At 67.7% G+C, this 24386-nt stretch carries 25 protein-coding genes and 4 tRNA genes; 19 read left to right on the forward strand and 10 right to left on the reverse strand.

The genetic code is table 11. The annotated features are described in order from the left end of the window. Nucleotides 1–215 precede the first annotated feature (215 nt). Complete coding sequence (locus B6N23_RS02535) at nucleotides 216–2948, forward strand: ATP-binding protein (protein WP_305501627.1); 2733 nt, start codon at nucleotides 216–218, stop codon at nucleotides 2946–2948. Here B6N23_RS02535 and B6N23_RS02540 read toward each other — a convergent pair. The 3 genes from B6N23_RS02540 to B6N23_RS02550 all read right to left on the reverse strand — a co-directional run bounded on the left by B6N23_RS02540 (nucleotide 2945) and on the right by B6N23_RS02550 (nucleotide 5903). Beyond that, a complete protein-coding gene (locus B6N23_RS02540; RefSeq protein ID WP_305501628.1) occupies nucleotides 2945–4072 on the reverse strand; it encodes a DUF294 nucleotidyltransferase-like domain-containing protein in 1128 nt (375 codons plus the stop codon). The two genes, B6N23_RS02535 and B6N23_RS02540, sit on opposite strands and share 4 nt — an antisense overlap. A 107-nt stretch (nucleotides 4073–4179) precedes the next feature. Further along, nucleotides 4180–4479: an HlyU family transcriptional regulator gene (locus B6N23_RS02545; protein WP_119022460.1), complete on the reverse strand. Its 300-nt coding sequence runs from the start codon at nucleotides 4477–4479 to the stop codon at nucleotides 4180–4182. A gap of 203 nt (nucleotides 4480–4682) precedes the next feature. Next, nucleotides 4683–5903 (reverse strand): argininosuccinate synthase, encoded by a 1221-nt coding sequence (locus B6N23_RS02550; protein WP_119022461.1) that lies wholly within the window; start codon nucleotides 5901–5903, stop codon nucleotides 4683–4685. 179 nt (nucleotides 5904–6082) lie between these two features. On the opposite strand from B6N23_RS02550, the gene rnt reads away from it, so the two are divergent. After that, nucleotides 6083–6751: a ribonuclease T gene (gene rnt, locus B6N23_RS02555; protein WP_119022462.1), complete on the forward strand. Its 669-nt coding sequence runs from the start codon at nucleotides 6083–6085 to the stop codon at nucleotides 6749–6751. 114 nt (nucleotides 6752–6865) lie between these two features. Here rnt and B6N23_RS02560 read toward each other — a convergent pair whose 3' ends face one another. Next, entirely contained in the window at nucleotides 6866–7201 is a 336-nt protein-coding gene (locus tag B6N23_RS02560; protein WP_305501629.1) for a Grx4 family monothiol glutaredoxin, read from the reverse strand. Nucleotides 7202–7372: 171 nt separating this feature from the next. On the opposite strand from B6N23_RS02560, the gene argF reads away from it, so the two are divergent. Both argF and B6N23_RS02570 read left to right on the forward strand, forming a co-directional pair. Then, nucleotides 7373–8293, forward strand: a complete 921-nt coding sequence (gene argF, locus B6N23_RS02565) for an ornithine carbamoyltransferase (protein ID WP_305501630.1) — start codon at nucleotides 7373–7375, stop codon at nucleotides 8291–8293. Between the two features lie 145 nt (nucleotides 8294–8438). Beyond that, nucleotides 8439–8744, forward strand: coding sequence for a hypothetical protein (locus tag B6N23_RS02570; RefSeq protein WP_305501631.1), 306 nt, complete (start codon nucleotides 8439–8441; stop codon nucleotides 8742–8744). A gap of 204 nt (nucleotides 8745–8948) precedes the next feature. On the opposite strand, the gene B6N23_RS02575 is transcribed toward B6N23_RS02570, so the two are convergent. Next, nucleotides 8949–9024, reverse strand: a tRNA-Ala gene (locus B6N23_RS02575). A 184-nt stretch (nucleotides 9025–9208) separates the two neighbouring features. Between B6N23_RS02575 and B6N23_RS02580 the strand changes: the two genes are divergently transcribed. The 8 genes from B6N23_RS02580 to nadB all read left to right on the forward strand — a co-directional run bounded on the left by B6N23_RS02580 (nucleotide 9209) and on the right by nadB (nucleotide 15489). Beyond that, entirely contained in the window at nucleotides 9209–9856 is a 648-nt protein-coding gene (locus B6N23_RS02580; RefSeq protein ID WP_119022466.1) for a response regulator, read from the forward strand. A 68-nt stretch (nucleotides 9857–9924) separates the two neighbouring features. Further along, nucleotides 9925–11739, forward strand: a complete 1815-nt coding sequence (gene uvrC, locus B6N23_RS02585; protein WP_169958178.1) for an excinuclease ABC subunit UvrC — start codon at nucleotides 9925–9927, stop codon at nucleotides 11737–11739. Nucleotides 11740–11806: 67 nt separating this feature from the next. After that, the gene (gene pgsA / locus B6N23_RS02590; RefSeq protein ID WP_110070439.1) at nucleotides 11807–12355 is read left to right on the forward strand and encodes a CDP-diacylglycerol--glycerol-3-phosphate 3-phosphatidyltransferase; all 549 of its coding nucleotides are present in this window, start codon (nucleotides 11807–11809) and stop codon (nucleotides 12353–12355) included. 59 nt (nucleotides 12356–12414) lie between these two features. Further along, nucleotides 12415–12489, forward strand: a tRNA-Gly gene (locus B6N23_RS02595). 34 nt (nucleotides 12490–12523) lie between these two features. Continuing rightward, nucleotides 12524–12597 (forward strand) — tRNA-Cys (locus B6N23_RS02600). Nucleotides 12598–12627: 30 nt separating this feature from the next. Further along, a tRNA-Leu gene (locus B6N23_RS02605) sits at nucleotides 12628–12714 on the forward strand. Nucleotides 12715–12773: 59 nt separating this feature from the next. Next, the gene (locus B6N23_RS02610; RefSeq protein ID WP_110070438.1) at nucleotides 12774–13919 is read left to right on the forward strand and encodes an FUSC family protein; all 1146 of its coding nucleotides are present in this window, start codon (nucleotides 12774–12776) and stop codon (nucleotides 13917–13919) included. Further along, nucleotides 13900–15489, forward strand: coding sequence for an L-aspartate oxidase (nadB, locus tag B6N23_RS02615; protein ID WP_169958163.1), 1590 nt, complete (start codon nucleotides 13900–13902; stop codon nucleotides 15487–15489). Before B6N23_RS02610 ends, nadB begins: the two co-directional genes overlap by 20 nt. Before the next feature lie 11 nt (nucleotides 15490–15500). Here the strand turns inward: nadB and B6N23_RS02620 are convergent, their stop codons facing one another. Together B6N23_RS02620 and B6N23_RS02625 are read right to left on the reverse strand one after the other, a co-directional pair. Next, nucleotides 15501–15827, reverse strand: coding sequence for a hypothetical protein (locus B6N23_RS02620; RefSeq protein ID WP_305501632.1), 327 nt, complete (start codon nucleotides 15825–15827; stop codon nucleotides 15501–15503). A gap of 46 nt (nucleotides 15828–15873) precedes the next feature. Beyond that, nucleotides 15874–16167, reverse strand: a complete 294-nt coding sequence (locus tag B6N23_RS02625; protein ID WP_169958161.1) for an FAD assembly factor SdhE — start codon at nucleotides 16165–16167, stop codon at nucleotides 15874–15876. A gap of 191 nt (nucleotides 16168–16358) precedes the next feature. Between B6N23_RS02625 and B6N23_RS02630 the strand changes: the two genes are divergently transcribed. The 3 genes from B6N23_RS02630 to lapB are packed head-to-tail and all read left to right on the forward strand — an operon-like array spanning nucleotide 16359 to nucleotide 18202. Then, on the forward strand, nucleotides 16359–16655 hold the full coding sequence (locus B6N23_RS02630; RefSeq protein WP_169958160.1) for an integration host factor subunit beta: 297 nt from the start codon (nucleotides 16359–16361) through the stop codon (nucleotides 16653–16655). A gap of 59 nt (nucleotides 16656–16714) precedes the next feature. Continuing rightward, complete coding sequence (locus B6N23_RS02635; RefSeq protein WP_119022473.1) at nucleotides 16715–17020, forward strand: lipopolysaccharide assembly protein LapA domain-containing protein; 306 nt, start codon at nucleotides 16715–16717, stop codon at nucleotides 17018–17020. Beyond that, nucleotides 17021–18202, forward strand: a complete 1182-nt coding sequence (gene lapB / locus B6N23_RS02640) for a lipopolysaccharide assembly protein LapB (protein WP_305501633.1) — start codon at nucleotides 17021–17023, stop codon at nucleotides 18200–18202. A gap of 7 nt (nucleotides 18203–18209) precedes the next feature. Here lapB and pyrF read toward each other — a convergent pair whose 3' ends face one another. Then, a complete protein-coding gene (gene pyrF, locus B6N23_RS02645; RefSeq protein ID WP_169958158.1) occupies nucleotides 18210–18911 on the reverse strand; it encodes an orotidine-5'-phosphate decarboxylase in 702 nt (233 codons plus the stop codon). A 323-nt stretch (nucleotides 18912–19234) separates the two neighbouring features. Between pyrF and B6N23_RS02650 the strand changes: the two genes are divergently transcribed. Then, nucleotides 19235–19516, forward strand: a complete 282-nt coding sequence (locus tag B6N23_RS02650) for a ComEA family DNA-binding protein (protein WP_169958157.1) — start codon at nucleotides 19235–19237, stop codon at nucleotides 19514–19516. A 246-nt stretch (nucleotides 19517–19762) separates the two neighbouring features. Here the strand turns inward: B6N23_RS02650 and B6N23_RS02655 are convergent. Beyond that, nucleotides 19763–20514, reverse strand: a protein-coding gene (locus B6N23_RS02655) for an IS5 family transposase (protein WP_371317400.1) whose coding sequence is annotated in 2 segments (ribosomal slippage) — nucleotides 19763–20188 and nucleotides 20191–20514 — 750 coding nt in all. Because the reading frame shifts where the segments join, the coding sequence is not laid out codon by codon here. 64 nt (nucleotides 20515–20578) lie between these two features. Next, on the reverse strand, nucleotides 20579–21340 hold the full coding sequence (locus B6N23_RS02660) for an SDR family oxidoreductase (RefSeq protein WP_302142621.1): 762 nt from the start codon (nucleotides 21338–21340) through the stop codon (nucleotides 20579–20581). Nucleotides 21341–21569: 229 nt separating this feature from the next. Here B6N23_RS02660 and B6N23_RS02665 point away from each other — a divergent pair, with 229 nt between their 5' ends. The 3 genes from B6N23_RS02665 (at nucleotide 21570) to groL (ending at nucleotide 24299) form a co-directional block, all read left to right on the forward strand. Continuing rightward, on the forward strand, nucleotides 21570–22106 hold the full coding sequence (locus B6N23_RS02665; RefSeq protein WP_302142618.1) for an FxsA family protein: 537 nt from the start codon (nucleotides 21570–21572) through the stop codon (nucleotides 22104–22106). A gap of 198 nt (nucleotides 22107–22304) precedes the next feature. Next, complete coding sequence (locus B6N23_RS02670; protein ID WP_119022479.1) at nucleotides 22305–22598, forward strand: co-chaperone GroES; 294 nt, start codon at nucleotides 22305–22307, stop codon at nucleotides 22596–22598. 57 nt (nucleotides 22599–22655) lie between these two features. Continuing rightward, on the forward strand, nucleotides 22656–24299 hold the full coding sequence (groL, locus tag B6N23_RS02675) for a chaperonin GroEL (RefSeq protein WP_119022480.1): 1644 nt from the start codon (nucleotides 22656–22658) through the stop codon (nucleotides 24297–24299). Nucleotides 24300–24386 lie beyond the last annotated feature (87 nt).

The raw sequence follows: 24386 nt of genomic DNA on the forward strand, positions 1-24386 counted from the left end.
ATGAAGACCCCGCGCCTCGGCGAACGGCTCACCGCGCTGGTGCTCGTGGCCACGCTGCTGTTCCCCCCCCCCGCTGGTGCTGCTCTTCGACCGGCCCGCCGGGGGGCCCTCCTGGCTGCCGCTCTACCTGTTCGTGGCCTGGGCCGTGGTGATCGCGCTGGCCGCCTGGCTGCTCGAGCACCCTTCGGGAGAGTGACGATGACGGAGACCGGGCGATGAGGACCGATGCCGTGGTGCTGAGCGTCGCCTTCGGCTACCTGGCGCTGCTCTTCGTGATCGCCGCCTGGGGCGACCGCCGCGCCGAGCAGGGCCGCTCGCTGATCGGCTCGCCGACGGTGTATGCCCTCTCCATCGCGGTCTACTGCACCGCCTGGACCTTCTACGGCAGCGTCGGCCGGGCCGCCCAGTATGGCCCCAGCTTCCTGCTCATCTACCTGGGCCCGACCCTGGCCATGCTGCTGGCGCCCTTCCTGATCCGCAAGATGGTGCGCATCGCCAGCGCCCAGCGCATCACCTCCATCGCCGACTTCATCAGCGCCCGCTACGGCAAGAGCTCGAGCCTCGGCGCCCTGGTGGCGCTGATCGCGCTGATCGGCATCACCCCCTACATCACCCTGCAGCTCAAGGCGATCACCGTCAGCCATGCGGTGCTGGTCAACTATCCCCAGGCGCCGGAGCTGAGCATCGCCGAGGAGGCGTTCTGGGTCGACAAGTCCTTCTGGGTCGCCCTGGTGCTGGCGGTGTTCATCATCCTCTTCGGTACCCGCCACCTGGACGCCAGCGAACGCCACGAGGGCATGGTGGCGGCCATCGCCTTCGAGTCGCTGATCAAGCTGCTCGCCTTCCTTACGGTGGGCCTGTTCGTGGTCTTCGGGCTCTTCCACGGCCCGGGCGACCTCTTCGCCCAGGTGGCGGCGAGCCCCGACCTGGTGGGGGCGATGGGGCTCGACGCCATTCCCGGCGGCGCCAGCGGCTGGATGGGTATGCTGGTGCTGGCCTTCCTGGCCTTCATCGCCCTGCCCCGCCAGTTCCAGGTGCTGGTGGTGGAGAACGTCGACGAACGCCACATCAAGCGCGCCACCTGGCTCTTTCCGCTCTACCTGCTGGCCATCAACCTGTTCGTGATCCCCATCGCCCTGGCCGGCATGCTGCTCTCCGCCGGCGACCCGGACAGCTACGTGCTGACCCTGCCGCTCTCGGCGGGCTTCGAGGGGCTGCCGCTGCTGGTCTTCATCGGCGGCCTGTCGGCGGCCACCAGCATGGTGATCGTGGAGACCATCGCGCTCTCCACCATGGTCAGCAACCAGCTGATCATGCCGCTGCTGCTGCGCACCCGGCGACTCCACCTGAGCAGCCGCGGCGAGCTGGCCGGCTGGCTGCTGGGCATTCGCCGGGTCGCCATCGTGCTGATCCTGCTGCTGGGTTACCTCTACCATGCCCTGATCGGCGACTCCTACAGCCTGGTGACCATCGGCCTGGTCTCCTTCGCCGCCGCCTGCCAGTTCGCCCCGGCGATGCTGATCGGCATGTACTGGCGCGGCGCCACCGGTCGCGGCGCCGCCCTGGGGCTGATCGCCGGCACCCTGATCTGGGCCTGGACCCTGCTGATCCCGGGCTTCGCCCAGTCGGGGTGGCTGGACGACGCCTTCCTGAGCGCGGGCCCCTTCGGCCTCGCGTGGCTGAGGCCCTACGCCCTGTTCGGCCTGGAGGGCTGGGACATCTACTCCCACTCCCTGCTGTGGAGCCTGACCGCCAACGTCGGCCTGCTGGTGGGCGTCTCGCTGTTCACCCGGCAGACCCCGCTGGAGCAGACCCAGGCGGCGCTGTTCACCGAGGCGATGCACCCGAGCCTGATGGAGACCTCGCTGTGGCACGGCCAGACCACCCGGGGCGAGCTGCGCTCCCTGCTCGACCGCTACCTGGGCGCCAACGCCACCGCCCGGGTCTTCACCGGCTATCCAGGCGAGGAACCCACCAACGACCAGCCGGCCCCGCCGGAGCTGATCGCCCGGGCCGAGCAGGCGCTCTCCGGGGCGCTGGGAAATGCCTCGGCTCGCGTGCTGATCAACTCCGTGGTGCGCGGCGAGGCGCTGGACCTGGAATCGATACTGAGCATCCTCGACACCACCTCGGAAACCCTGGAGGTCAACCGCCGCCTGGAGCAGAAGTCCGAGGAGCTGGCCCGGGCCAGCGAGGAGCTGCGCGCCGCCAACGAGCGCCTGCGCGAGCTGGATCGCCTCAAGGACGAGTTCGTGGCCATGGTCAGCCATGAGCTGCGCACCCCGCTCACCTCGATCCGCGCCTTCGCCGAGATCCTGCGCGACAGCGGCGACCTGCCCGAGGAGAAGCGGGTCCACTTCCTGAACGTGGTGGTCAAGGAGAGCCAGCGGCTGTCGCGGCTGATCGAGGAGATCCTCGACCTGGCTCGCCTTGAGAGCGGCCGGCTGACCCTCAACCCGCAGAAGCTGGACCTGGTGGAGCTGACCCGCCACAGCGTGGATGCCGTGCACCATATGCAGGAGAACCGCGGGGTGGCGCTGGGGGTACGCATCGAGGTCGAGACGGCGGCGGTGGTGGGCGACCCGGATCGCCTGGAGCAGGTGATCATCAACCTGCTGGACAACGCCGGCAAGTCCGCCGACGACGCTGACCCGCGGGTGCTACTGCGCCTAGCCCGCCACAAGAACCATTACCGCCTGGCGGTGGAGGACAACGGCCCCGGCATCGCCGACGACGAGCGCGAGCGGGTGTTCGAGAAGTTCCACCAGATCCAGCGCCCCGGCGAAAGCCCCGAGAAGAGCCGTGGGCGCCCGCGCGGCAGCGGCCTGGGGCTGCCCATCAGCCGCGGCATCGTCGCCCACCTGGGCGGCCGGCTGTGGGTCGAGGACGCCCCCACCCTGGGCGGCGCTTGCCTGATCATGGAGCTGCCCGAGGCGCCCAAGGCCTAACCTCGCCTGGCGCGACGCTTCAGGGCCCTGATCTGCTGCAGGTCATGGCGCAGCAGCAGGCGCTGGTCCTCGCCGAGGCGCGACAGGTCGACCCAGCCATCGGCGCCGCGTCCCGACCTGACGCCCCGGCACTGCTCCTCCAGCAGCAGCCCCTGCAGGCGCTCCAGCGCCGCGGTCAGGGCGCGACTGGTCTCGGCGGAAAGCGCCTCCTTCAGCACCAGCACCGCCAGCCGCTCCCGGGTGTCGACCTCGCGCACCCCATGGCGCAGCGAGAGCAAGCGGACGGCGGCCACCAGCGGCAGCACCGCCTGCTGCTTGAGGTTGATCGCCCGCTCATGGGGCGCCCCGTCGAGTGACCCCGAGAGTCGACCGAAGCGGTCCAGGGCCACCGGCAGCTCGTCGAGCAGCGCGCCCATCTCGTCCAGGAAGAGCCCGGCCTGGGGCATCAGCCGCGCCACGCGGTCGGCCAGTGCCTCCGCCAGCGTGCCCTCCCCATGCACGGCCCGGAAGTCGAGCAGGATGTTGGCCTGCTGCACCCGCTTGACCCGTCGCCCGGCGGTCCAGATAGCCAGCTGCTCGCTCCATTCCGAGAGCCGCTTGCGCCACATGGGCCAGCGCGCCATCACATGGCCGCTGCACAGCGGGATACCGGCCTGGTCCAGCCGGTCGGTGAAGCGCTCGCCCAGCACCTGGAAATAGCCGTCGACCTCGGTGTGGCGGCTGTCCGGATAGTCGGCAATGATCATGCCGTTGTCCTGGTCGGGGCCGAGCAGGCTCTCCTGGCGAGCCCCGGAGCCCATCACGATGACGCAGTAGGGCACCGGCGGCGTGCCCCACCCCTGTCCCTCCATCTCGCTCAGGGCCAGCTGGATGGCGCGCCGGTAGAGCCAGTCATTGTGGTCGCTGATCAGCTGGCTGATGCGCCAGGCGGGGAGGTCGAGGCGCATCAGCGCCTCCGCCAGGCGAGGCTGCCAGGCGTGGGCCTCGGGCAGGGTCGGCGCCGGGCCCAGCTCGGCAAGGGCGTCGCGCAGCGGGGCCAGCAGCGGCGGCAGCCGCGCAGGGTCGGGATGCTCCTCGTGGGCGAACAGCGAACGCCACGAGGAGGCACGGTGAAGCAGGCGCATGACGACTCCGGGCTGCGGAAATCGATCCAGTGTAGCGGCGCGCCCGCCGAGGCACACTTGGGCGAAAGGGGGATGGCGGGAGCGCCCCGCCACGCCGCCGTTATCGGTCAGCGGGGCCGGAACATCCCCTCGCCCACCTCGTCGATGAAGCGCTGCGCCTTGCTGACCATCAGCTGGTCGCAGGCCTCGCGGCCGGGCACCATGTCGGAGCGTTCGAAGCGGTGCTCCTGCACCTCGCCGTCCTCCCCGGGCTTGCGGATCCAGCCGCTGACCCGGTACTGGCCGCCCTGGTCGGCGGGCTCGGAGATGATCTGGTAGCCCTTGTAGGCCACCGGTTCGGCGGCCGGCGCGCTGCCCGGCGCCTTCTCGCCGCCGCCGAACAGCCCGGACAGCAATTTCTTCAGCATCTGAGATCCTCCCGAAACGATGACACCGGCATAAGCCGGTGTCGACACAGTAGTCACTTCAGGGAACACCTGATTTATGTCGCGAGCGAAGAGAGGTTGGCCGCCACCGGAGCGCAGAAACCGGAGCCTATGCGGTACTAGGTGAGGATTTCGAGCACCGCTGGCGGCCAAGATATCGAGCGCAGCAATAAATCAGCGTTTCCTTAGTCCTGCTTGCGGCCCTTGCCGGCAGCAATGCGCAGGCGCAGGGCGTTGAGCTTGATGAAGCCCTCGGCATCCTTCTGGTCGTAGGCGCCGGCGTCGTCCTCGAAGGTGGCGATGGACTCGTCGAACAGCGACTGCTCGGACTGGCGCCCCACCACGATGGCGTTGCCCTTGTAGAGCTTCATGCGCACCACGCCGGAGACGTTCTTCTGGGTCTCGTCGATGGCGGCCTGCAGCATGCGGCGCTCCGGGCTCCACCAGTAGCCGTTGTAGATCACCTTGGCGTACTTGGGCATCAGCTCGTCCTTGAGGTGGGCCTCCTCGCGGTCCAGGGTGATGGACTCGATGGCGCGGTGGGCCTTGAGCATGATGGTGCCGCCGGGCGTCTCGTAGCAGCCGCGGGACTTCATGCCCACGTAGCGGTTCTCGACGATGTCGAGACGGCCGATGCCGTTGTCGCCGCCCAGCTTGTTGAGGGTCTCGAGCACCTCATGGGGGCGCATCGGGGTGCCGTCGACGGCCACGATGTCACCCTTCTCAAAGGTCAGCTCCACGTAGGTGGGCACGTCCGGGGCGGTCTCCGGAGAGACGCTCCAGCGCCACATGTCCTCCTCGGCCTCGGCCCAGGGATCCTCGAGGATGCCGCCCTCGTAGGAGATGTGCAGCAGGTTGGCGTCCATGGAGTAGGGGGATTTCTTCTTCTTGGAGGAGAAGTCCACCGGGATGCTGTGCTCGTCGCAGTAGGCCATCAGCTTCTCGCGGGAGGTCAGGTCCCACTCGCGCCAGGGGGCGATCACCTTGACGCCGGGCTTGAGGGCATAGGCGCCCATCTCGAAGCGCACCTGGTCGTTGCCCTTGCCGGTGGCGCCGTGGGAGATGGCGTCGGCACCGGTCTGGTTGGCGATCTCGATCAGGCGCTTGGCGATCAGCGGGCGCGCAATGGAGGTGCCGAGCAGGTACTCGCCCTCATAGATGGTGTTGGCGCGGAACATCGGGTAGACGTAGTCGCGCACGAACTCCTCGCGCAGGTCCTCGATGTAGATCTCCTTCACGCCGAGGGCCTGGGCCTTGGCGCGCGCCGGCTCGACTTCCTCGCCCTGGCCGATGTCGGCGGTAAAGGTCACCACCTCGCAGTTGTAGGTCTCCTGCAACCACTTGACGATAACGGAGGTGTCCAGGCCACCGGAGTAGGCGAGCACGACCTTCTTGACATCGGACATTCGGGGCTCCTCGATGAAAGCTAGGGGGTTGGCATCAGGGGGGGCAGTATAGCGCGCCATTGGCACGGCGAATACCGGCCCCGGGACGCCCGGAAGCCAACCTGCTAGACTTGCGCGGATTCGCCCCGGGTCCCCGCGGGGCGGGGCGACCGAGACCGAAAGACGCAAGGAGAGGGTGCATGAGCGAGGCGATCGCCCGCGAGCTGCTGGCACAGCGATTCCGCAGCTTCCTGCCGGTGGTGGTGGACATGGAGACCGGCGGCTTCAATGCCGAGCGCAATGCGATCCTGGAGATCGCCGCCGTGACCCTGACCATGGACGCCCAGGGCTTCCTGCTGCCCGAAGCCACCTACGCCTTCCACGTGAAGCCTTTCGAGGGTGCCGACGTCGAGCAGTCGGCGCTGGACTTCACCGGGATCAGGCTCGATGACCCGCTGCGTCAGCAGGTGGCGCTCTCCGAGGCCGAGGCGCTCGGCGAGATCTTCCGCCCGGTGCGCAAGGCGATCAAGGCACACGGCTGCACCCGCGCCGTGCTGGTCGGCCACAATGCGGCCTTCGACCACGGCTTCCTGAATGCCGCCGTCAACCGCTGCGGCATCAAGCGCAACCCCTTCCACCCCTTCTCCAGCTTCGACACCGCCTCGCTGGCCGGCCTTATCTACGGCCAGACGGTGCTGGCCAGGGCCTGTCGCGCCGCCGGCATCCCCTTCGACAACGGTGAGGCCCACTCGGCGCGCTACGATACCGAACGCACCGCCGAGCTGTTCTGCGCCATGGTCAATCGCTACAAGGAGCTGGGCGGCTGGTCCCAGGCCCAGCGCGAACAGGGGATGGACGAGGTGCCGTAGGCGGCAGCCGGCATGATGCGATCAGACGCATAAACAGGGAACCCCGCCGGCAATGCCGACGGGGTTCCATGACGCCAGCTGGTGGCTCGACGCTGTCGCTGCTGCCTCGAGGGCTCAGGCGTCGTGCTGGTGCTTGGCGGCGGTTTCCTTGATCAGCTTCTCGAGCTCGCCGCTCTGGTGCATCTCCACCACGATGTCACAGCCGCCGACCAGCTCGCCCTCGACCCACAGCTGGGGGAAGGTGGGCCAGTTGGCAAACTTGGGCAGCTCGGCGCGGATATCCGGGTTGTCCAGGATATTGACGAAGGCGAAGCGCTCGCCGCAGGCCATCAGCGCCTGGACGGTCTGGGCGGAGAAGCCACACTGGGGCAGCTGAGGCGTGCCCTTCATGTAGATCAGGATGGGGTTTTCGCCGATCTGGCGCTGGATATTCTCGAGGGTGGTGCTCATGGCGTCTCCCTATGGATGTCACGGATGACAGAGGTCGCGGATGGCGGCGCGGGGTTAATACCCGAGCTCGACGGTAGGTCTTGGTGATCGCCCATTCTACTGATACGACGCGCGTTGCGCATCCCCCAGCGCCTGGCTAGGATGGTCGTTTTTTCCCGTGGAGCACGCCCAATGGCCACCCGCCACTTCCTGACCCTGCTGGACCTGAGCCAGGATGAGCTGCACTACCTCATCCAGCGCGCCATCACCATCAAGAACGAGCTGAAGGCCCAGGGGCCCCGCTACACCCCCCTGCCCAACCGCACCATGGCGATGATCTTCGAGAAGTCCTCGACCCGTACCCGGGTCTCCTTCGAAACCGCCATGGCACACTTCGGTGGCCACGCCCTCTTCCTCTCCCCCCGCGACACCCAACTGGGTCGCGGCGAGCCCATCGGCGACACCGCCCGAGTGCTCTCGGAGATGGTCGACATCGTGATGATCCGCACCTTCTCCCATCAAGGGCTGGAGGCGTATGCCGCGGCCAGCTCGGTGCCGGTGATCAACGCGCTGACCGACGACTACCATCCCTGCCAGCTGCTGGCCGACGTGATGACCTGGACCGAGCTGCGCGGCAGCGTCAAGGGCAAGACGGCGGTCTGGATCGGCGACGGCAACAACATGTGCCACTCCTGGATCAACGCCGCGCGTCAGTTCGACTTCCAGCTGCGCATCTGCTGCCCGGCGGGCTACGAGCCGCGCCAGGATATCCTCGAGGCCGCCGGCGACCGGGTGACGATCCTGCGCGACCCCAATGATGCCGTGGTCGACGCCGACCTGGTCACCACCGACGTGTGGGCCTCCATGGGCCAGGAGGAGGAGCAGGCCAAGCGCGAGGCAGACTTCGCCGGCTTCCAGGTGACCGAGGCGCTGCTCGACCGCGCCAGGGCCGACGCCCTCTTCCTGCACTGCCTGCCCGCCCACCGCGGCGAGGAGATCAGCGAGACCCTGCTCGACGACCCGCGCGCCGTGGTCTGGCAGGAAGCCGGCAACCGCCTGCATGCCCAGAAGGCTCTGATCGAGTTCCTGCTGCTCGGTCGCGTCGACGGCTGATCTTCCCGGGGCCCTGCGACGCTCCACCGCAGCGCCCCGGGCCCATCACCATCCTAGAACCCGTCGACTTAGACCTTTGTATAACCACGACCTTGGTAGTATAATGCGCCGCAGCACACCCCCTGATTGACAGGAAATGCGGCCCATGATGATCGACGCTTCCCCCATCGCCTCCATGCAGCGCAGCCTGCGCCAGTGCCTCTCCAACATGGCGGCCCTGCTCTACCACCATGGTCACGTGCTGGAAACCGTCTCCATCCCCCATCGCGGCCTCGACCGCCAGGATGTGGCAGACCTCTCCCGCTCTTCCAGCGAATGGCAGACCTGCGAAAAGGTCCTGGTCAACAGCGAGGCGGCCTCCTGGAACGAGCACAACCGATTGGTGCTCACTCCCCTCGGCCGCGAGCTGCTGTTCGACATGTTCGGTGAAGGCGCCGCCGACTGCGCCTGAGCCCTGACCGCCAGTGACCCCAGAAGCCCCGCCCGGCATCGCCGCGGCGGGGCTTTTGCATCGGGAAACGCCCCCGCGGCGACGGCCGCGGCCGCGGCAACAACAACGCACCTACACCTGCCGAACGCGCGGACGCCTGCCGCACACAGGCCAAAGAAAAACCCCCTGACGCCGGGCGCCAGGGGGGTTTTCATGGTGTCTTGCTGGTGGAGCCTAGCGGGATCGAACCGCTGACCTCAACACTGCCAGTGTTGCGCTCTCCCAGCTGAGCTAAGGCCCCACATCGTCTCGCCTTGCGAGAACGAGGCAGATATTACGCGCTGATACCGGGTTCGTCAACCCCCTCCATCTCTCCCCCGAAGGATGCTTTCCACCTGCACCGAAGTTGTGCCACTCTTTGGCATGAGACACCTCGTCTCTCCCCACCTTTTCCCTACCAGCCCATTCGCTCAGGAGCCGCCGCCTTGATCCGGGTACTGATTGCCGATGACCATCACCTGGTGAGGACCAGCATCGCCCACCTGCTGAACGCCGAGGAAGACCTCAGCGTGGTCGGCGAGGCCTCCGACGGCGAGACCGCCATCGCCGAGACCCGCCGCCTCTCCCCCGACGTGGTGCTGATGGATATCCGCATGCCGGGGATCGGCGGCCTGGAGGCCACCCGCAAGATCCACCGCACCCAGCCCGACACCCGCGTGCTGGTGCTGACCGCCTGGCTCGAGGAGGCCTTCGCCCAGCGACTGCTGGACGCCGGCGCCTTCGGCTTCCTGAGCAAGGACTGCCAGCACGAGGAGATGGTGGCGGCCATCCGCGGCGTCTTCCACGGCCAGCGCTACGTCAGCCCGGAGGTCGCCCAGCGGCTGGTGCTGTCGCGCATCGATGCCGCCGACAACCCCTTCGACCAGCTCTCCCAGCGCGAGATGCAGGTGGCGATGATGATCGTCAACTGCCAGAAGGTGGCCGATATCTCCGACCGGCTCTTCCTCAGTCCCAAGACGGTGAACACCTACCGCTACCGCATCTTCGACAAGCTGGGCGTACAGACCGACGTCGAGCTTACCCACCTGGGGCTGCGCCATGGCCTGGTGGAGGGCTTCGCCAGCGTGGAGTGAGCCGCCCCGGCCTGCCGTCCGGCCTGATCTGCTAGGATGGCACTCCCGTCCGCGACCGCACCGCCTTCATGAGCTTCGATCATCGCCACTTCCTCGGCACCGTCAGCGAATCCCCGGGCGTCTACCGCATGCTGGATGCCCGGGGCGAGACCCTGTATGTCGGCAAGGCCCGACGCCTCAAGGCGCGCCTGGCCAGCTATTTCCGTGGCGCCCTGAACGCCAAGACCCAGGCCCTGGTCTCGCGCATCGCCGACATCCAGGTCACGGTGACCAACAGCGAAACCGAGGCGCTGCTGCTGGAGCAGACCCTGATCAAGGAGCTGCGCCCGCCCTACAACATCCTGCTGCGCGACGACAAGTCCTATCCCTTCGTCTTCGTCACCGACCGCCACCCCTTCCCGGCGCTGGAGTACAAGCGTGCCCGGGCGCGCCGCGACGACGGCCGCTACCTGGGCCCCTACCCCAGCAGCCTGGCGGTACGCGAGAGCCTCTCGCTGATGCAGAAGATCTTCCGCATCCGCAACTGCGAGGACAGCGTCTTCGCCCACCGCACGAGGCCCTGCCTGCAATATCAGATCGAGCGCTGCAGCGGCCCCTGCGTGGGCCTGATCGGCGAGGCGGAGTACCGGCGCGACCTGGAACACGCCGTGCAGTGCCTGGAGGGCAGAAGCGAGCAGGTGACCGGCGAGCTCACCGCGGCCATGGAGGCGGCCAGCCAGGCGCTGGCCTTCGAGGAGGCCGCCCGGCTGCGCGACCAGATCCAGCAGCTGCGCCAGCTCCAGCAGCGCCAGTTCGTCGATACCGGCGACGGCGATGCCGACATCTTCGCCCTGGCCACCCGCCCCGGCGCGCTGTGCATCTCGGTGCTCAGCGTGCGTCACGGGCGGCTGCTGGGGGCGCGCCACCATGCCCCCGCCAACGGGCTCGACCTGCCCGCCGAGGAGCTGCTCGCGGAATTTCTCAGCCAGTACTACCTGGGCCAGGACAACGAGATTCCCCGCGAGCTGATCACCAGCCACCCCCTGGCGGATCGTGCGCTGATCGAGGCGGCGCTCGGCGAGCGCGCCGGCCGGCGCGTGCGGCTCACCGATCGGGTGCGCGGCCACCGCGCGCAGTGGCAGTCCCTGGCCGTGACCAACGCCGAGCAGCAGCTCGCCAGCCAGCTGGCCAGCCAGGCCCAGCTCACGCGGCGGTTCGCGTCGCTGCGCGAGGTGCTGGGCCTGGCCGAGACCCCTGCTCGCCTGGAGTGCTTCGACATCAGCCACAGCCACGGCGAGGCCACCGTGGCCTCCTGCGTGGTGTTCGACCAGAACGGCCCGCGCAAGTCCGACTATCGCCGCTTCAATATCGAGGGAGTGGCCGCCGGCGACGACTACGCCGCCATGCGCCAGGCGCTGACCCGACGCTTCCGCCGACTCACGGACGGCGAGGGGGAGCGCCCCGACGTGCTGCTGGTGGACGGCGGCAAGGGCCAGCTCAACCTGGCCCGGGAGGTCTTTGCCGAGCTCGGGGTCAGCGGCATCGCCCTGGTCGGCGTCGCCAAGGGCACCACCCGCAAGGCGGGCCTGGAGACCCTGTTCCTCGAGACCGCAGATCGGAGCCTGGACATGGATCCGGCCTCGCCGGCCCTGCACCTGATCCAGCACGTGCGCGACGAGGCGCACCGTTTCGCCATCACCGGCCATCGCACACGCCGCGACAAGGCGCGCCGCACCTCCACCCTGGAAGGCATCCCCGGCGTCGGGCCCAAGCGCCGCCGCGAGCTGCTGCGCTTCTTCGGCGGGCTGCAGGGGGTCAAGCAGGCCAGCCGCGAGGAGCTGGCGCGGGCGCCAGGCATCAGCGCCACCCTGGCCGAGGCGATTCATCGCGCCCTGCATGGATGAAGTCCGCCAAGGGGGATAGAATGAGCGGGCGCTCGGCACCACCCACCGGCAAGGACAGCGTCAAGCAATGAACATCCCGAATCTCCTCACCCTCGCCCGTATCGGCTTCATTCCGCTGCTGGTGGTGTTCTTCTACCTGCCCTTCTCGTGGAGCATGCCGCTGGCCGCCGGCCTGTTTGCCCTGGCCTCGATCACCGACTGGCTCGACGGCTACCTGGCCCGGCGCTGGGACCAGGCCACCCCCTTCGGCGCCTTCCTCGACCCGGTGGCCGACAAGCTGATGGTGGCCGTGGCCCTGGCGCTGATGATCGAACGCTACGAGGCGGTCTGGCTCACCCTGCCGGCGCTGGTGATCATCGGCCGCGAAATCGTCATCTCGGCGCTGCGCGAGTGGATGGCGGAGATGGGCAAGCGCGGCAAGGTCGCGGTCTCCTGGATCGGCAAGGTGAAGACCACCCTGCAGATGGTCGCCATCTTCCTGCTGCTGGCCTTCGCCCCGGGCACTCCCATCGCCCATCTCGCCGTGGCCACCCTCTACGTGGCGGCCGTGCTGACCCTGTGGTCCATGGTGCTCTACCTGCGCGCCGCCTGGCCGCACCTCAGCGATTCCATGTGAGGGAGTGCAAAAGCGTTTGACAGTCACCGACTTATCCGTATAATTCGCTCTCGAGTCAGGCGGGAATAGCTCAGTGGTAGAGCACAACCTTGCCAAGGTTGGGGTCGCGAGTTCGAATCTCGTTTCCCGCTCCACCTCCCTTCGGGAGGTGAACATCTGACTCGGTGAGGCTGGATGGCAGAGTGGTCATGCAGCGGACTGCAACTCCGTGTACGCCGGTTCGATTCCGACTCCAGCCTCCATTTCCCCCTTTTTCTGCTCGACACCGTGCCGCCCGGATGGCGAAATTGGTAGACGCAAGGGACTTAAAATCCCTCGGTGGCGACACCGTGCCGGTTCGAGCCCGGCTCCGGGCACCAGTCTCTCCGTCCTTCGCCTGGACCGACACCCAAGCGGCGCACCAGCGGGGCCTTGCCTCATGAACCTGCCGCCCCTGCGCGACCCCTTCTTTACCTATCGTTTTCGCCGCCGCCTGCATGTGGTGCGCGTGCTTCTGGCCCTGACGATCACCTTCGTCATCATCCGCCTGTTCGAGATCCCCCACTCCAGCTGGGCGCTGGTCAGCACCGTGATGGTGATGGGCAACCTGCCGCATATCGGAGGCGTGCTCGACAAGGGCCGCCAGCGACTGCTGGGTACCGTGCTCGGCGCGGCCAGCGGGCTCGCGCTGATCCTCTTTCCGCCCGCCGCTCCCCTGCTGATTCCCGCCGGCAGCCTGGTCGCCATCGGCGTCGCCACCTGGCTCACCTTCGGCAATCGCCACGGCTACAGCGGCCTGATGTTTGCCATCAGCCTGCTGCTGGTGGTCGGCGACGGCAGCCACGACCTGGGCATCGGCCTGTGGCGCGCCTTCGACGTGCTGCTCGGGACCCTGGTGGGCATCACCGTCACCGTACTCGTGCTGCCCCAGAAGGCCACCGACATGATGCGCTTCATGCTGGCCGAGAACCTCGACCGCATGGCGCGCCTGTTCCATGCTCACACCACCGCCGCGGCCGCCCTGGACGTGGATACCCGCGCCCTGCTCAAGGCCACCAGCTCCGCCCTGGTCAAGCAGCGCGGCCTGGTCGATGCCATCCATCGCGAGCGCCGGCTCACCCGCGACGAACTCGACGACGTCATCTCCCTGCAGCGCCGAATGCTCTCCACCATCGAGCTGCTGCTGGAGACCCACTGGACCACCCGGGAGGGCCACGACCGCATCGAGGCCATGACGGGACTGCGCGAGGAGCAACACCGGCTGGCCCGGGAGCTCGGCACCCTCGCCTTCCAGGTACGCACTGGCCAGCCCATCGCGGTCACGGTGAGCCCCTTCAACCTGCAGCGACACGCCGAGCTGGCCACCACCGCGGTGAGCGATGAGGGACGCACCCTCTTCAGCCCCAGCGGCTATCTGTGGCTAAATCGCGAGCTGGCCCGCGTCACCGGCGACCTGGTCGCCTGCCTCGGCGGCCTGACCCGGCTTCCCAGCCGCCGCCTGCATCGCGCCTCCGGGCGCAAGTGGGCACCCCGCGACACCGCCGCCACCGACAAAGGAACGCAAGATGACCCACGGCAATCATGATGTGCTGATCATCGGTGGCGGCGTTGCCGGCCTGGTGCTGGCCCTGGAGGTCGCCGAGCGACGGCGGGTCACCCTGCTGCGCCCGGCCAGCGACGACCAGGGGGCCAGCCGCTGGGCCCAGGGCGGGATCGCCGCGGTGCTCTCGCCAAGCGATGACTTCGATGCCCACGTGGCCGACACCCTGGTGGCCGGCGACGGCCTCTGCGACGAGGCCGCCGTGCGCTTCACCGTCGAGCAGGGGCCTGCCGCCATCGCGCGACTGCTGGCCCTCGGCGTGCCCTTCACCCCGGACCCCAGCCCCGAGGCCACCTACCCCTACCACCTGACCCGGGAGGGCGGCCACGGCGCCCGGCGCATCATCCACGCCGCCGATGCCACAGGTCTGGCGGTGATGGAGACCCTCAAGGCCCATGTGACCGCACATCCTGCCATCCAGGTGCTGGACGACCTCACCGCCATCGGCCTGATCGGCGACACCGCCGGGGCCTGCCGCGGGGCGCGCTGCCTGGATGGCCAGGGCCGGCTGCACGAACTGCTGGCCGCGGACACAGTGCTGGCCACCGGCGGCGCCAGCGGGCTATACCGCCATACCACCAGCCCCCACCCGGCCAGCGGCGAAGGCATGCTGATGGCGGCAGAGCTGGGGGCGGAACTGATGAACCTGGAGTTCCAGCAGTTCCACCCGACCTGCCTCTATGATCCCGACGGCAGCCCCTTCCTGATCAGCGAGGCGGTGCGCGGCGAAGGTGGACGGCTGCTGAACGTCAACGGCGAGCGCTTCATGCCCGCCCTGGACCCGCGCGCCGAACTGGCGCCGCGCGATATCGTCGCCCGGGCCATCGATGCCGAGATGCAGCGCACCGGCAGCGACCACGTGCTGCTCGATATCCGCCACCTGGGCGAGGCGGCGATCAGCCACCACTTCCCCACCATCCATGCCCACTGCGCCAGCCGCGGCCTGGACATCGCCCGGGAGCCGATCCCGGTGGTCCCCGCCGCGCACTACAGCTGCGGGGGACTGGCCACCGACCTGGCCGGGGCCACCACGGTGCCGAACCTCCACGCCATCGGCGAGGTGGCCTGCACCGGGCTGCACGGCGCCAACCGCATGGCCAGCAACTCGCTGCTGGAGTGCCTGGTGTTCGCCCGCAGCTGTGGCGCCGCACTGCTTCGGGACGCACCCCCTGGCGCGTCGGCTCAGGCCGCGCCCCTGGTGCCGCTCCCGGACAGCGGCGACAGGCTGGCCGATCCCCAGGTGCTGTCCAGCATCCGCGAGCGGATGCGCCAGATGATGAGCGCGCGGGTGGCGATCGTGCGCCATGATGCCGGGCTGGACGAGGCCGCCGAGACCCTGGAGGCACTGCAGCGGGAACTCGCCCCGCTGGTGGCTGCCTGCGCCCCCACGGTCACCCTGGCCAGCCTGTGGCAGGCCTTGCGCCTGGCGCGGCTGACCGTGGCCAGCGCCCGTGCCCGCCGCGAATCTCGCGGCCTGCACTACAACCCGGGCTGCCCCGGCCACGCCCCGGGGACCGCGCAGCCCTCGCGGGTCCATCTCGCGGACCTCGACTGACGGCCTCCTGCCTAGCGCTGCTGGATCAATAGGCGACGCAGCCGCCATAGCGAGGCGGCGTCACTGCTGTCCGGCCACAGCCATAGCCGTCGGCCGTTGAGGCGCAGGCCAATCAGCCAGGGGCCGAGATAGTCGCACTCGAGGGAAGCCGGGCGCCAGGGCGCCTCGCCGTGCTGACGCCACTCCCAGCGCAGACTGCCGGCCCGCGGGCCGCCATCGCCGGGCACCAGGGCACGCAGCTCGCCACGCACCCGCCGCCGTGCGGCGTCGAGGACGACGCCCGGCATCGCGACAGCGACCAGGGCGGCCAGCCAGGCCGGGGCATGCAGAAACGCCATGCCGACCACCGCAGCGGCCAGCAGGGCGTGAAGGAGGAGGGAGAGCCTAGACGGGACGATGCCCAATGCTGTCGGCGCTTTCGGCATGCTCGACGATCAGCTGCACTATGCGGCGGCGGTCCGGGTCCTCCGGCCAGTCGCGGCGCATCAACCACATGAACAGGTCCTGGTCCTCCTCGTCGATCAGCTGCCGGAAGGCCAGCTGATCCGCCTCGTCGAGGCTGTCGTAGCGCTGCTCGAGGAAGGGCACCAGCAGCAGGTCCAGCTCCCACATGCCGCGACGGGAGTGCCAATAGAGCCGCTTGCGCAGTGCCGCTTCCTGGGGTGATTGCTCGTTCAACGTCGACCTCGCCTGTCCGGTGGGATGTGTCACCACAGTATACCCGACCCCCCCGCGAACGGCAGCCGCCAGCCGCGCCATCTGCCAATGGTCGTAGTGCGTTGTTTTATCACAACTTGCCGAGTATGCTTTGGAGAAACAACAGCGCCAGGCGGGCCGGCTCTTTCGCCCACCGCACAGGGAGAACGTCGATGACCAAGTCCGAGTTGATCGAGCAGATCGCCGCACGGCAGCCGGAGCTGTCGATCAAGGAAGTCGAGGCTGCCGTGCGCCTCATCCTCGACGACATCACCGACACCCTGGCCGAAGGGGGCCGCGTCGAGATTCGCGGCTTCGGCAGCTTCTCGCTGCACTACCGGGAGCCCCGGGTCGGCCGCAACCCCAAGACCGGCGAACCGGTCGCGCTGGAAGGCAAGTTCGTGCCACACTTCAAGCCAGGCAAGGAGCTGCGCGAGCAGGTAGACGCCAGCCGCGCCCTGGGCTACTGATCGGCTCCGGTCACCCACACCATGATTACCGGCACCACCATTACAGGGGACACAAGCGCATGCGTTGGCTAAAAGGCCTGATCCTGGCCGTCATTCTGCTGGTCGTCCTGCTGGTCGGCATTCTCTTCGCCGTGAACAACCAGCAGGCCCTTCCGCTCAACCTGATCTGGCTCGAGCTCCCCGCGGCCTCGCTGTCCGTCTGGCTGCTCGCCTCCCTGGCGGTCGGGGTGCTGCTCGGCATGCTGGCCATGAGCGGCGTCTACCTGCGCCTGCGCACCCTGCTGACCCGCGCCCAGCGCCACAACCAGCAGCAGCGCAAGGAGCTCGATCGACTGCGCGTTCAGGAGCTCAAGGAACTCCCCTAAATGCCCGACGCCCTGCTGCTGACGCTGTTGTTGGCAGCGGTCGCCATCGGCTGGTGGCTCGGCCGCCGCGAACGCAGCAAGCCCTCCGATCCCGCGCCATCATCCGGGCTGGCGCAGGATTATTTCGTGGGGCTCAACTACCTGCTCAATGACCAGCAGGATCGCGCCATCGAGACCTTCGTGGCGGCACTCGAGGTCAACAGCGAGACCATCGACACCCATATCACCCTGGGCAACCTGTTTCGCGCCCGCGGCGAGGCGGACCGGGCGGTGAAGATCCATCAGAACCTGCTCGCCCGGCCGACGCTCTCCGTCGCCCAGGGAGAGCGCGTGCAGCTGGAGCTGGCGCGCGACTTCCTGGCGCTGGGGCTGCTGGACCGCGCCGAGCGGCTGCTGCATACCCTGGTGCGCGACTCCCAGGACGAGGAGCGGCGCCTGTCGGCCAAGCGCCTGCTCACGGATCTGCTGGAGCGCGAGGGAGAGTGGCAGGCGGCACTCGAGGTAGCCCAGCCCCAGCTGATACGCCAGAGCGATGACATCCGCCGCGCCGCCGCCCACTGGCTCTGCCAGCTGGCCGAGCAGGAGCGCTTCGAGGCCAGCCCCGGCCTCGCCCGCAAGCACCTGCGCCGGGCGCTGGCCATCGACCCCCGCTGCGTGCGCGCCAACCTGCTGCTGGCCGCCATGGAGCACGACACCGGCCACTACCGCCAGGAGATTCGCCTGCTCGACCGCATCCCCGGCCAGGATGCCGCCTTCACCCCCACCCTGCTGCCTCCCCTGGCCGCCGCCTATCGGCTGCTCGACGACGAGGACGGGCTGGTTCGCCACCTGCAGCAGCTGGTGGAGCGCACGCCCTACACCAGCGTGATTATCCTGCTGGCCGAGACGGTGCGCCACCGGGATGGCCTGCAGGCCGCCATCGACCTGGTCAGCGAACAGCTCAACCGCGAACCCAGCCTGGGCGCGCTGGACTACCTGATCGACCTCTACCGCCAGCTCAGCGTGGGCGAGCCCCTGGCGCAGCTCCAGCTGCTGCAGCGTCACACCCACACGCTGCTGGAGGCCCTGCCCCGCCACCGCTGCCGGCGCTGTGGCCACGCCGGCGAGCAGCTTCACTGGCAGTGCCCGCGCTGCCGCAGCTGGGGCACCACCAAGCCGATCACCGGCATCGAGGGCGAGTAGCCCGACCTCAGCCGGCGGCCAGCTCGGCCTCGATGGCCGCCAGCGCCGCCATGGGATCATCGGCCTGGGTCACCGGACGCCCTACCACCAGGTGGGTGCTGCCCGCCGCCATGGCGTCACGCGGGGTCATGACGCGACGCTGGTCGCCGGCCACCGCGAAGCTCGGGCGGATGCCCGGGGTGACCTTGAGGAATGACTCGCCACACAGCTCACGCAGCCGCGCAGCCTCCTGGGCCGAGCACACCACCCCGTCCATGCCGCTCTGGCTGGCCAGCATCGCCAGGCGCTCCACCTGCTCCGCCGGGGTGACGCCGACCCCCACCTCGGCCAGGTCCTCGGCCTCCATGCTGGTCAGCACTGTCACCGCGATCAGGTGGGTGGAGAGCCCGTGGCGCTGAAGCCGCTCCCTGGCCGCCTCCATCATGCGACGACCGCCGCCGGCATGGACGTTGACCATCCACACGCCCTGCTCCGCCGCCGCCTGAACGGCGCCGGCCACGGTGTTGGGAATGTCGTGAAACTTGAGATCCAGGAACACCTCGAAGCCGCGACCATGCAGCGCCTCCACCACGTCGGGGCCGCTGCGGGTGAACAGCTCCTTGCCCACCTTCAGGCGGCAGCGGGCCGGATCGAGGCGATCGGCCATGCACAGGGCGGCATCCAGGGAGGCATAGTCGAGAGCGATGATCAGGGGCGAATCGGTAGACACGGGCCGGGCTCCAGGCAAGGGACAGATGAGCGACATTATATCAGCCCGAACCACCAACTCGCGTAGGAGATCGCCCCGCGGTGCGTCTCCCCGGGAGCCCTCCAGCGAAGCGCGTGGCTACCCCTCGCTGCCGGCCCTGGCCTACGTCGGCTGGCGGCACCCGCTGACGATAGAGGCCCCGGGCGCCCGCTAGCTTGAAGAGTGCCCCGACGCAGAGGGCTCCGGGTGAGCGGCACGACCCAAGGTCCAGGAAGAAGACACCGTCGACGGCGACAACCAGCAACAGGCATCACCCAGAACAGTGAGAACATGAGGAGACGATCATGAAGGGAGTGACACGCAACGCACTGGCCGGGGCACTGCTCGCCCTGCTGCTCGGCCTGGCACCGCTCGGTGCCGTGGCGCAGGAGATGGCGCCGATCAACGTCAACACCGCCGACGCGGAGCTGCTCAGCGAACTGCCGGGGATCGGGCCGGCCAAGGCGGCCGCCATCATCGAGGAGCGCGAGGCCAACGGGCCCTTCGAGAGTGCCGAGGACCTGACGCGGGTCAGCGGCATCGGCGCCGGCACCGTCGCCAACCTGGAGGACCAGGTCAGCTTCTGAACCGGCCGGAAGCGCAGCGGCCGCCGGGAAGATCCCGGCGGCCGCTCGATTTTACGACAGCAGGCGTTAAAGGGAAGCACTGATTTATGTCGCGAGCGATGAGAGGCTGACCGCCGCCGGAACGGAAAAACCGGAGTTTACACGGCAGTAAATGAGGATTTTGACCGGGCTGGCGCGCCAGTACCGCCGGCGGTCAGGATATCGAGCGCAGCAATAAATCAGTGTTTCCCTAGGGAGCGTTAACAATTAGGCCAGCCATATGACGGCGGATACAAGGTTGAGTAGCGACTGGTAGTTTCTCGCCAGTCGCTCATAGCGTGTTGCCAGCCGCCTGAACTGCTTGATTTTCTGGAAGAACCTTTCTACCAGGTTGCGATCCTTGTAACAGTGCCAATCTATCTCGGGGCATTCCAAGCGATTCTTTCTCGGCGGAATCACCGGCTCGGCGCCCACCGCTCGAATGATGTCCCTCAAAGCGGTGGAATCATACCCCTTGTCGCCAAGCACCGCCGCTGGAGAAAAGCCCGCCAGTAACGCTGGGGCGGCTCCGTACTCAGACGCTTGGCCCGGTGTGAGGATTAGCCGTACCGGGTTGCCGAGGGCATCGACCGCCGCGTGGATCTTGGTGCTCAATCCCCCACGCGATTTCCCCATGGCTTCGGTGCTCTGAGCCGTTTTTTTGCCGCCCCATGCTGATGAACTTTGACGATACTGCCATCTATCATCAGCTGCTCCATGTCGGGATCATCGGCTAATGTGTCGATAACCTGCTGCCAGACCCCCTTCTTAGACCACCGGTTATAGCGCATGTAGACAGTGTGCCAGCGACCGAAGGCGTCGGGCAGATCACGCCAGGGAGCGCCTGTCCGGGCGATCCACAGGACGGCTTCCACGAACAAGCGATTGTCCTTGGCCGTCACCCCGCGATCTGAAGCTTTGCCGGGGAGCATGTGCTCGATGCGCTCCCATTGGTCATCACGTAGCATTAGCCGAGGCATAGATCACCGAAAAATGCTGATATTCTAAATCAGCCCGATCTCCATCAGCAATTGTTAACGCACCCTAGAGGCGCAGGCCGCCGTCGCACTCAATGACCCGCCCGGTGAAGTAGGCATTCTCGAAAATGAAGGCCACGCTCTGGGCGATGTCCTCCGGCTGGCCCAGGCGGCCCAGGGGCACACCGGAGGTCAGCTTCTCCAGCATGTCCTGGCGCATGGAGGCGGTCATGTCGGTCTCGATGAAGCCCGGGGCCACACAGCCGGTGCGAATGCCGTAACGAGAAAGCTCCTTGGCCCAGGTGGTGGTCAGCGCGACGACCGCCGCCTTGCAGGCCGCGTAGTTGCTCTGCCCCATGTTGCCGGCCCGGGAGATGCTGGAGATATTGACGATCACCCCCTCGTTGCCCGCCTCGATCATCTGGCTGGCCGCCTCGCGGCCGCACAGGAAGACACCGGTCAGGTTGACGTCCATCACGGCCTGCCAGCTCTCAAGCGACATCACCTTCTCGACCCTGCCCTCCTTCGCCTTCACCAGCAGGGCGTCGCGCAGGATGCCGGCGTTGTTGACCAGGCCGCTCACCGGCCCCAGGGAGGCGGCGATATCCCCGAAGGCCTGCTTCACCGACGTCTCGTCGGCCACGTTGGCCACGAAGCCACGGGCCTCGATGCCCGCCTGGTGCAGCCGGGACACGGCATCGTCCAGGGTGGCGGCATCGGTATCGATCAGCGCCAGACGGGCGCCTCGACTGCCCAGCAGCTGGGCCATGGCCAGGCCGAGGCCGCGGGCGCCACCGGTAATGGCAATCACTGAGCTATCGAGTTTCATCGTCAATCCTCCAGGGGATGGGGCGATTCAGGGCCGACCTGGCGGCAGAGTCCTGGACATCGCTCTTTTGGGGTACAAGTAAGGTAGCAGAGTTTGTGCGGCGCACCATAGCGCTATCGATATGACAATCTATGCGGTCTGGCACCGCCGAGGCGAGCAATGCGCGTCAACGCTTGAGTTCTCGCGAAGCGCCCCCATCATTTGCGCAATTGACCCTCGCGGAGTTCCCATGCCCTTTCTGCTTGCCTTTACCCTCTTCGCCCTGCTCGACTTCGTCATCCTCTTCTCGGTAGGCAGCCAGATCGGCCTGCTCACCACCCTGCTGATGGTGCTGGCCACCGGTTTCATCGGCCTGCACCTGATTCGCCGTGAAGGGGCCGCCACCTTCGCCCGTGCCCGGGAGCGCCTGGAGCGCGGCGAGGTCCCCTCCGGCGAGCTGCTTACCGGCGCCGCGCTGATCTTCGGCGGCGCCCTGCTGATGGCTCCCGGGTTCGTCTCCGACGCCCTGGGGTTCCTGTGCCTGATTCCCGACGCGCGCCGCCTGCTGGGCAAGCTGCTGGCCCGGCTCGGGGTGCGCGCCCAGGGCATCCACGTGGGCGGCGGCTTCGGGTCCGGCCCCCGCCAAGGCCCCGCCGATGACTGGCGGCAGGCCTCGGGCGAGCAGCGGCCGGGAGACTCAAGGGCGTCCTCCTCGGCCAGCGACGGCAACAGCGGAGAAGGCCCGCTGGAGGGAGAGTTCATCTCCCGCGACGATGCACGGCGCTGAGCCAAAAAAATTTCCCCGGGGGCCTTGAAAGCCCCTTGGCGAGCCCCACTTATCGCTCAGCAACAAGTTTCGGCGCGGCTGTCGCGCCATTGACACGGAAGGCGTTCAGCGCCTCCCCCTCGCAGGCGGAGCCTGCGAGGTGATGACCAGAACCGCCGGGAGACCCCGGCCATGTGAAACATCAGGAGAACGTGAGCAATGAACATCCGTCCCTTGCACGATCGCGTCATCATCCGTCGCGTTGAAGAAGAACAGAAGACCGCTGGCGGCATCGTGCTTCCGGGCAGTGCCCAGGAAAAGCCGACTCGCGGCGAAGTGCTTGCCGTCGGTAACGGCCGGATTCTCGAGAACGGCGATGTGCGCCCGCTGGACGTGAAGGTCGGCGACACCGTGATCTTCAAGGATGGTTTCGGCGTCGAGAAGCAGAAGATCGACGGCGAAGAAGTCCTGATCATGAGCGAATCCGACATCCTGGCCGTGGTCGAGGGCTGATTGCCCACGCCCCTCGCTATCCCTCAGACGTTCACGAATTGATAGGAAGAGACCGAAATGGCAGCGAAACAAGTCAAGTTCTCCGACGACGCCCGCAAGCGCATGGCCCGTGGTGTCGACCTGCTGGCCAACGCCGTCAAGACCACACTGGGCCCGAAGGGTCGCAACGTGGTGATCGAGAAGTCCTTCGGCGCCCCGACCGTCACCAAGGACGGCGTCTCCGTGGCCAAGGAGATCGAACTGAAGGACAAGTTCGAGAACATGGGTGCCCAGATGGTCAAGGAAGTCGCTTCCAAGACCTCCGACGTCGCCGGTGACGGCACCACCACCGCCACCGTGCTGGCCCAGTCCATCGTCAACGAAGGCCTGAAGGGCGTCATTGCCGGCATGAACCCGATGGACCTCAAGCGCGGCATCGACCAGGCCGTGATCGCCGCCGTCAAGGAGATCGAAGCCCTGTCCGTGCCCTGCACCGACACCAAGGCGATCGCCCAGGTCGGTACCATCTCCGCCAACGGTGACAAGCGCATCGGCGAGATCATCGCCGAGGCGATGGAGAAGGTCGGCAAGGAAGGCGTCATCACCGTCGACGAGGGCCGTGGCTTCGAGGACGAGCTGGAAGTCGTGGAAGGCATGCAGTTCGACCGCGGCTACCTGTCGCCCTACTTCGTGACCAACCAGGACACCATGCAGGTCGAGCTGGAAGACCCCTACATCCTGCTGGTCGACAAGAAGATCTCCAACATCCGCGAGCTGCTGCCGGTGCTGGAAGCCGTCGCCAAGGCGGGCAAGCCCCTGGCGATCATCGCCGAGGACATCGAGGGCGAGGCGCTGGCCACCCTGGTGGTCAACACCATGCGCGGCATCGTCAAGGTCGCGGCGGCCAAGGCCCCGGGCTTCGGTGACCGTCGCAAGGCCATGCTGCAGGACATCGCCATCCTGACCAACGGCACCGTGATCTCCGAGGAAGTGGGCCTGACCCTCGAGCAGGCGACCCTGGACCACCTGGGCACCGCCAAGCGCGTGACCATGTCCAAGGAGAACACCACCATCATCGACGGCGCCGGTAACGAGGGCGACATCGAGGCCCGCGTCAACCAGATCCGCGCCCAGATCGAGGAGACCTCCTCCGACTACGATCGCGAGAAGCTCCAGGAGCGCGTTGCCAAGCTGGCCGGCGGCGTGGCCGTCATCCGCGTCGGTGCCGCCACCGAAGTCGAGATGAAGGAGAAGAAGGCCCGCGTCGAGGACGCCCTGCACTCCACCCGCGCCGCGGTCGAGGAAGGCGTGGTGCCCGGCGGCGGTACCGCCCTGGTGCGCGTGCTGACCAAGATCAAGGACCTCAAGGGTGACAACGAGGACCAGACCCACGGCATCGCCATCGCCCTGCGCGCCATGGAGTCCCCGCTGCGCCAGATCGTCACCAACGCCGGTCAGGAAGCCTCCGTCATCCTCAACGAGGTGAAGAGCGGTGAAGGCAACTTCGGCTACAACGCCCAGACCGGCGAGTTCGGCGACCTGTTCGAGATGGGCGTGCTGGACCCCGCCAAGGTGACCCGCACCGCGCTGCAGTCTGCCGGCTCCGTGGCTGGCCTGATGATCACCACCGAGTGCATGATTGCCGACGATCCGGAAGAGAAGGACGCCGGTCCGGACATGGGCGGCATGGGTGGCATGGGTGGCATGGGCGGCATGATGTGATCACGCCCCCTGCCCCAGGCGCTGCGTCACGCAAGGCCTGAGACAGACCCCGCCGGCGCGAGCCGGCGGGGTTTTTGCTTTAAGATA

It is taken from the genome of Halomonas alkalicola (genome assembly GCF_030704205.1).
Lineage (GTDB): Bacteria > Pseudomonadota > Gammaproteobacteria > Pseudomonadales > Halomonadaceae > Halomonas > Halomonas alkalicola.

Bases quoted from the DNA above. Each gene is read 5' to 3' on its own strand.
- B6N23_RS02535 (WP_305501627.1), top strand. From the start codon at position 216: ATGAGGACCGATGCCGTGGTGCTGAGCGTCGCCTTCGGCTACCTGGCG.
- B6N23_RS02540 (WP_305501628.1), bottom strand. From the start codon at position 4,072: ATGCGCCTGCTTCACCGTGCCTCCTCGTGGCGTTCGCTGTTCGCCCAC.
- B6N23_RS02545 (WP_119022460.1), bottom strand. From the start codon at position 4,479: ATGCTGAAGAAATTGCTGTCCGGGCTGTTCGGCGGCGGCGAGAAGGCG.
- B6N23_RS02550 (WP_119022461.1), bottom strand. From the start codon at position 5,903: ATGTCCGATGTCAAGAAGGTCGTGCTCGCCTACTCCGGTGGCCTGGAC.
- rnt (WP_119022462.1), top strand. From the start codon at position 6,083: ATGAGCGAGGCGATCGCCCGCGAGCTGCTGGCACAGCGATTCCGCAGC.
- B6N23_RS02560 (WP_305501629.1), bottom strand. From the start codon at position 7,201: ATGAGCACCACCCTCGAGAATATCCAGCGCCAGATCGGCGAAAACCCC.
- argF (WP_305501630.1), top strand. From the start codon at position 7,373: ATGGCCACCCGCCACTTCCTGACCCTGCTGGACCTGAGCCAGGATGAG.
- B6N23_RS02570 (WP_305501631.1), top strand. From the start codon at position 8,439: ATGATGATCGACGCTTCCCCCATCGCCTCCATGCAGCGCAGCCTGCGC.
- uvrC (WP_169958178.1), top strand. From the start codon at position 9,925: ATGAGCTTCGATCATCGCCACTTCCTCGGCACCGTCAGCGAATCCCCG.
- pgsA (WP_110070439.1), top strand. From the start codon at position 11,807: ATGAACATCCCGAATCTCCTCACCCTCGCCCGTATCGGCTTCATTCCG.
- B6N23_RS02610 (WP_110070438.1), top strand. From the start codon at position 12,774: ATGAACCTGCCGCCCCTGCGCGACCCCTTCTTTACCTATCGTTTTCGC.
- nadB (WP_169958163.1), top strand. From the start codon at position 13,900: ATGACCCACGGCAATCATGATGTGCTGATCATCGGTGGCGGCGTTGCC.
- B6N23_RS02620 (WP_305501632.1), bottom strand. From the start codon at position 15,827: ATGGCGTTTCTGCATGCCCCGGCCTGGCTGGCCGCCCTGGTCGCTGTC.
- B6N23_RS02630 (WP_169958160.1), top strand. From the start codon at position 16,359: ATGACCAAGTCCGAGTTGATCGAGCAGATCGCCGCACGGCAGCCGGAG.
- B6N23_RS02635 (WP_119022473.1), top strand. From the start codon at position 16,715: ATGCGTTGGCTAAAAGGCCTGATCCTGGCCGTCATTCTGCTGGTCGTC.
- lapB (WP_305501633.1), top strand. From the start codon at position 17,021: ATGCCCGACGCCCTGCTGCTGACGCTGTTGTTGGCAGCGGTCGCCATC.
- B6N23_RS02650 (WP_169958157.1), top strand. From the start codon at position 19,235: ATGAAGGGAGTGACACGCAACGCACTGGCCGGGGCACTGCTCGCCCTG.
- B6N23_RS02660 (WP_302142621.1), bottom strand. From the start codon at position 21,340: ATGAAACTCGATAGCTCAGTGATTGCCATTACCGGTGGCGCCCGCGGC.
- B6N23_RS02665 (WP_302142618.1), top strand. From the start codon at position 21,570: ATGCCCTTTCTGCTTGCCTTTACCCTCTTCGCCCTGCTCGACTTCGTC.
- B6N23_RS02670 (WP_119022479.1), top strand. From the start codon at position 22,305: ATGAACATCCGTCCCTTGCACGATCGCGTCATCATCCGTCGCGTTGAA.
- groL (WP_119022480.1), top strand. From the start codon at position 22,656: ATGGCAGCGAAACAAGTCAAGTTCTCCGACGACGCCCGCAAGCGCATG.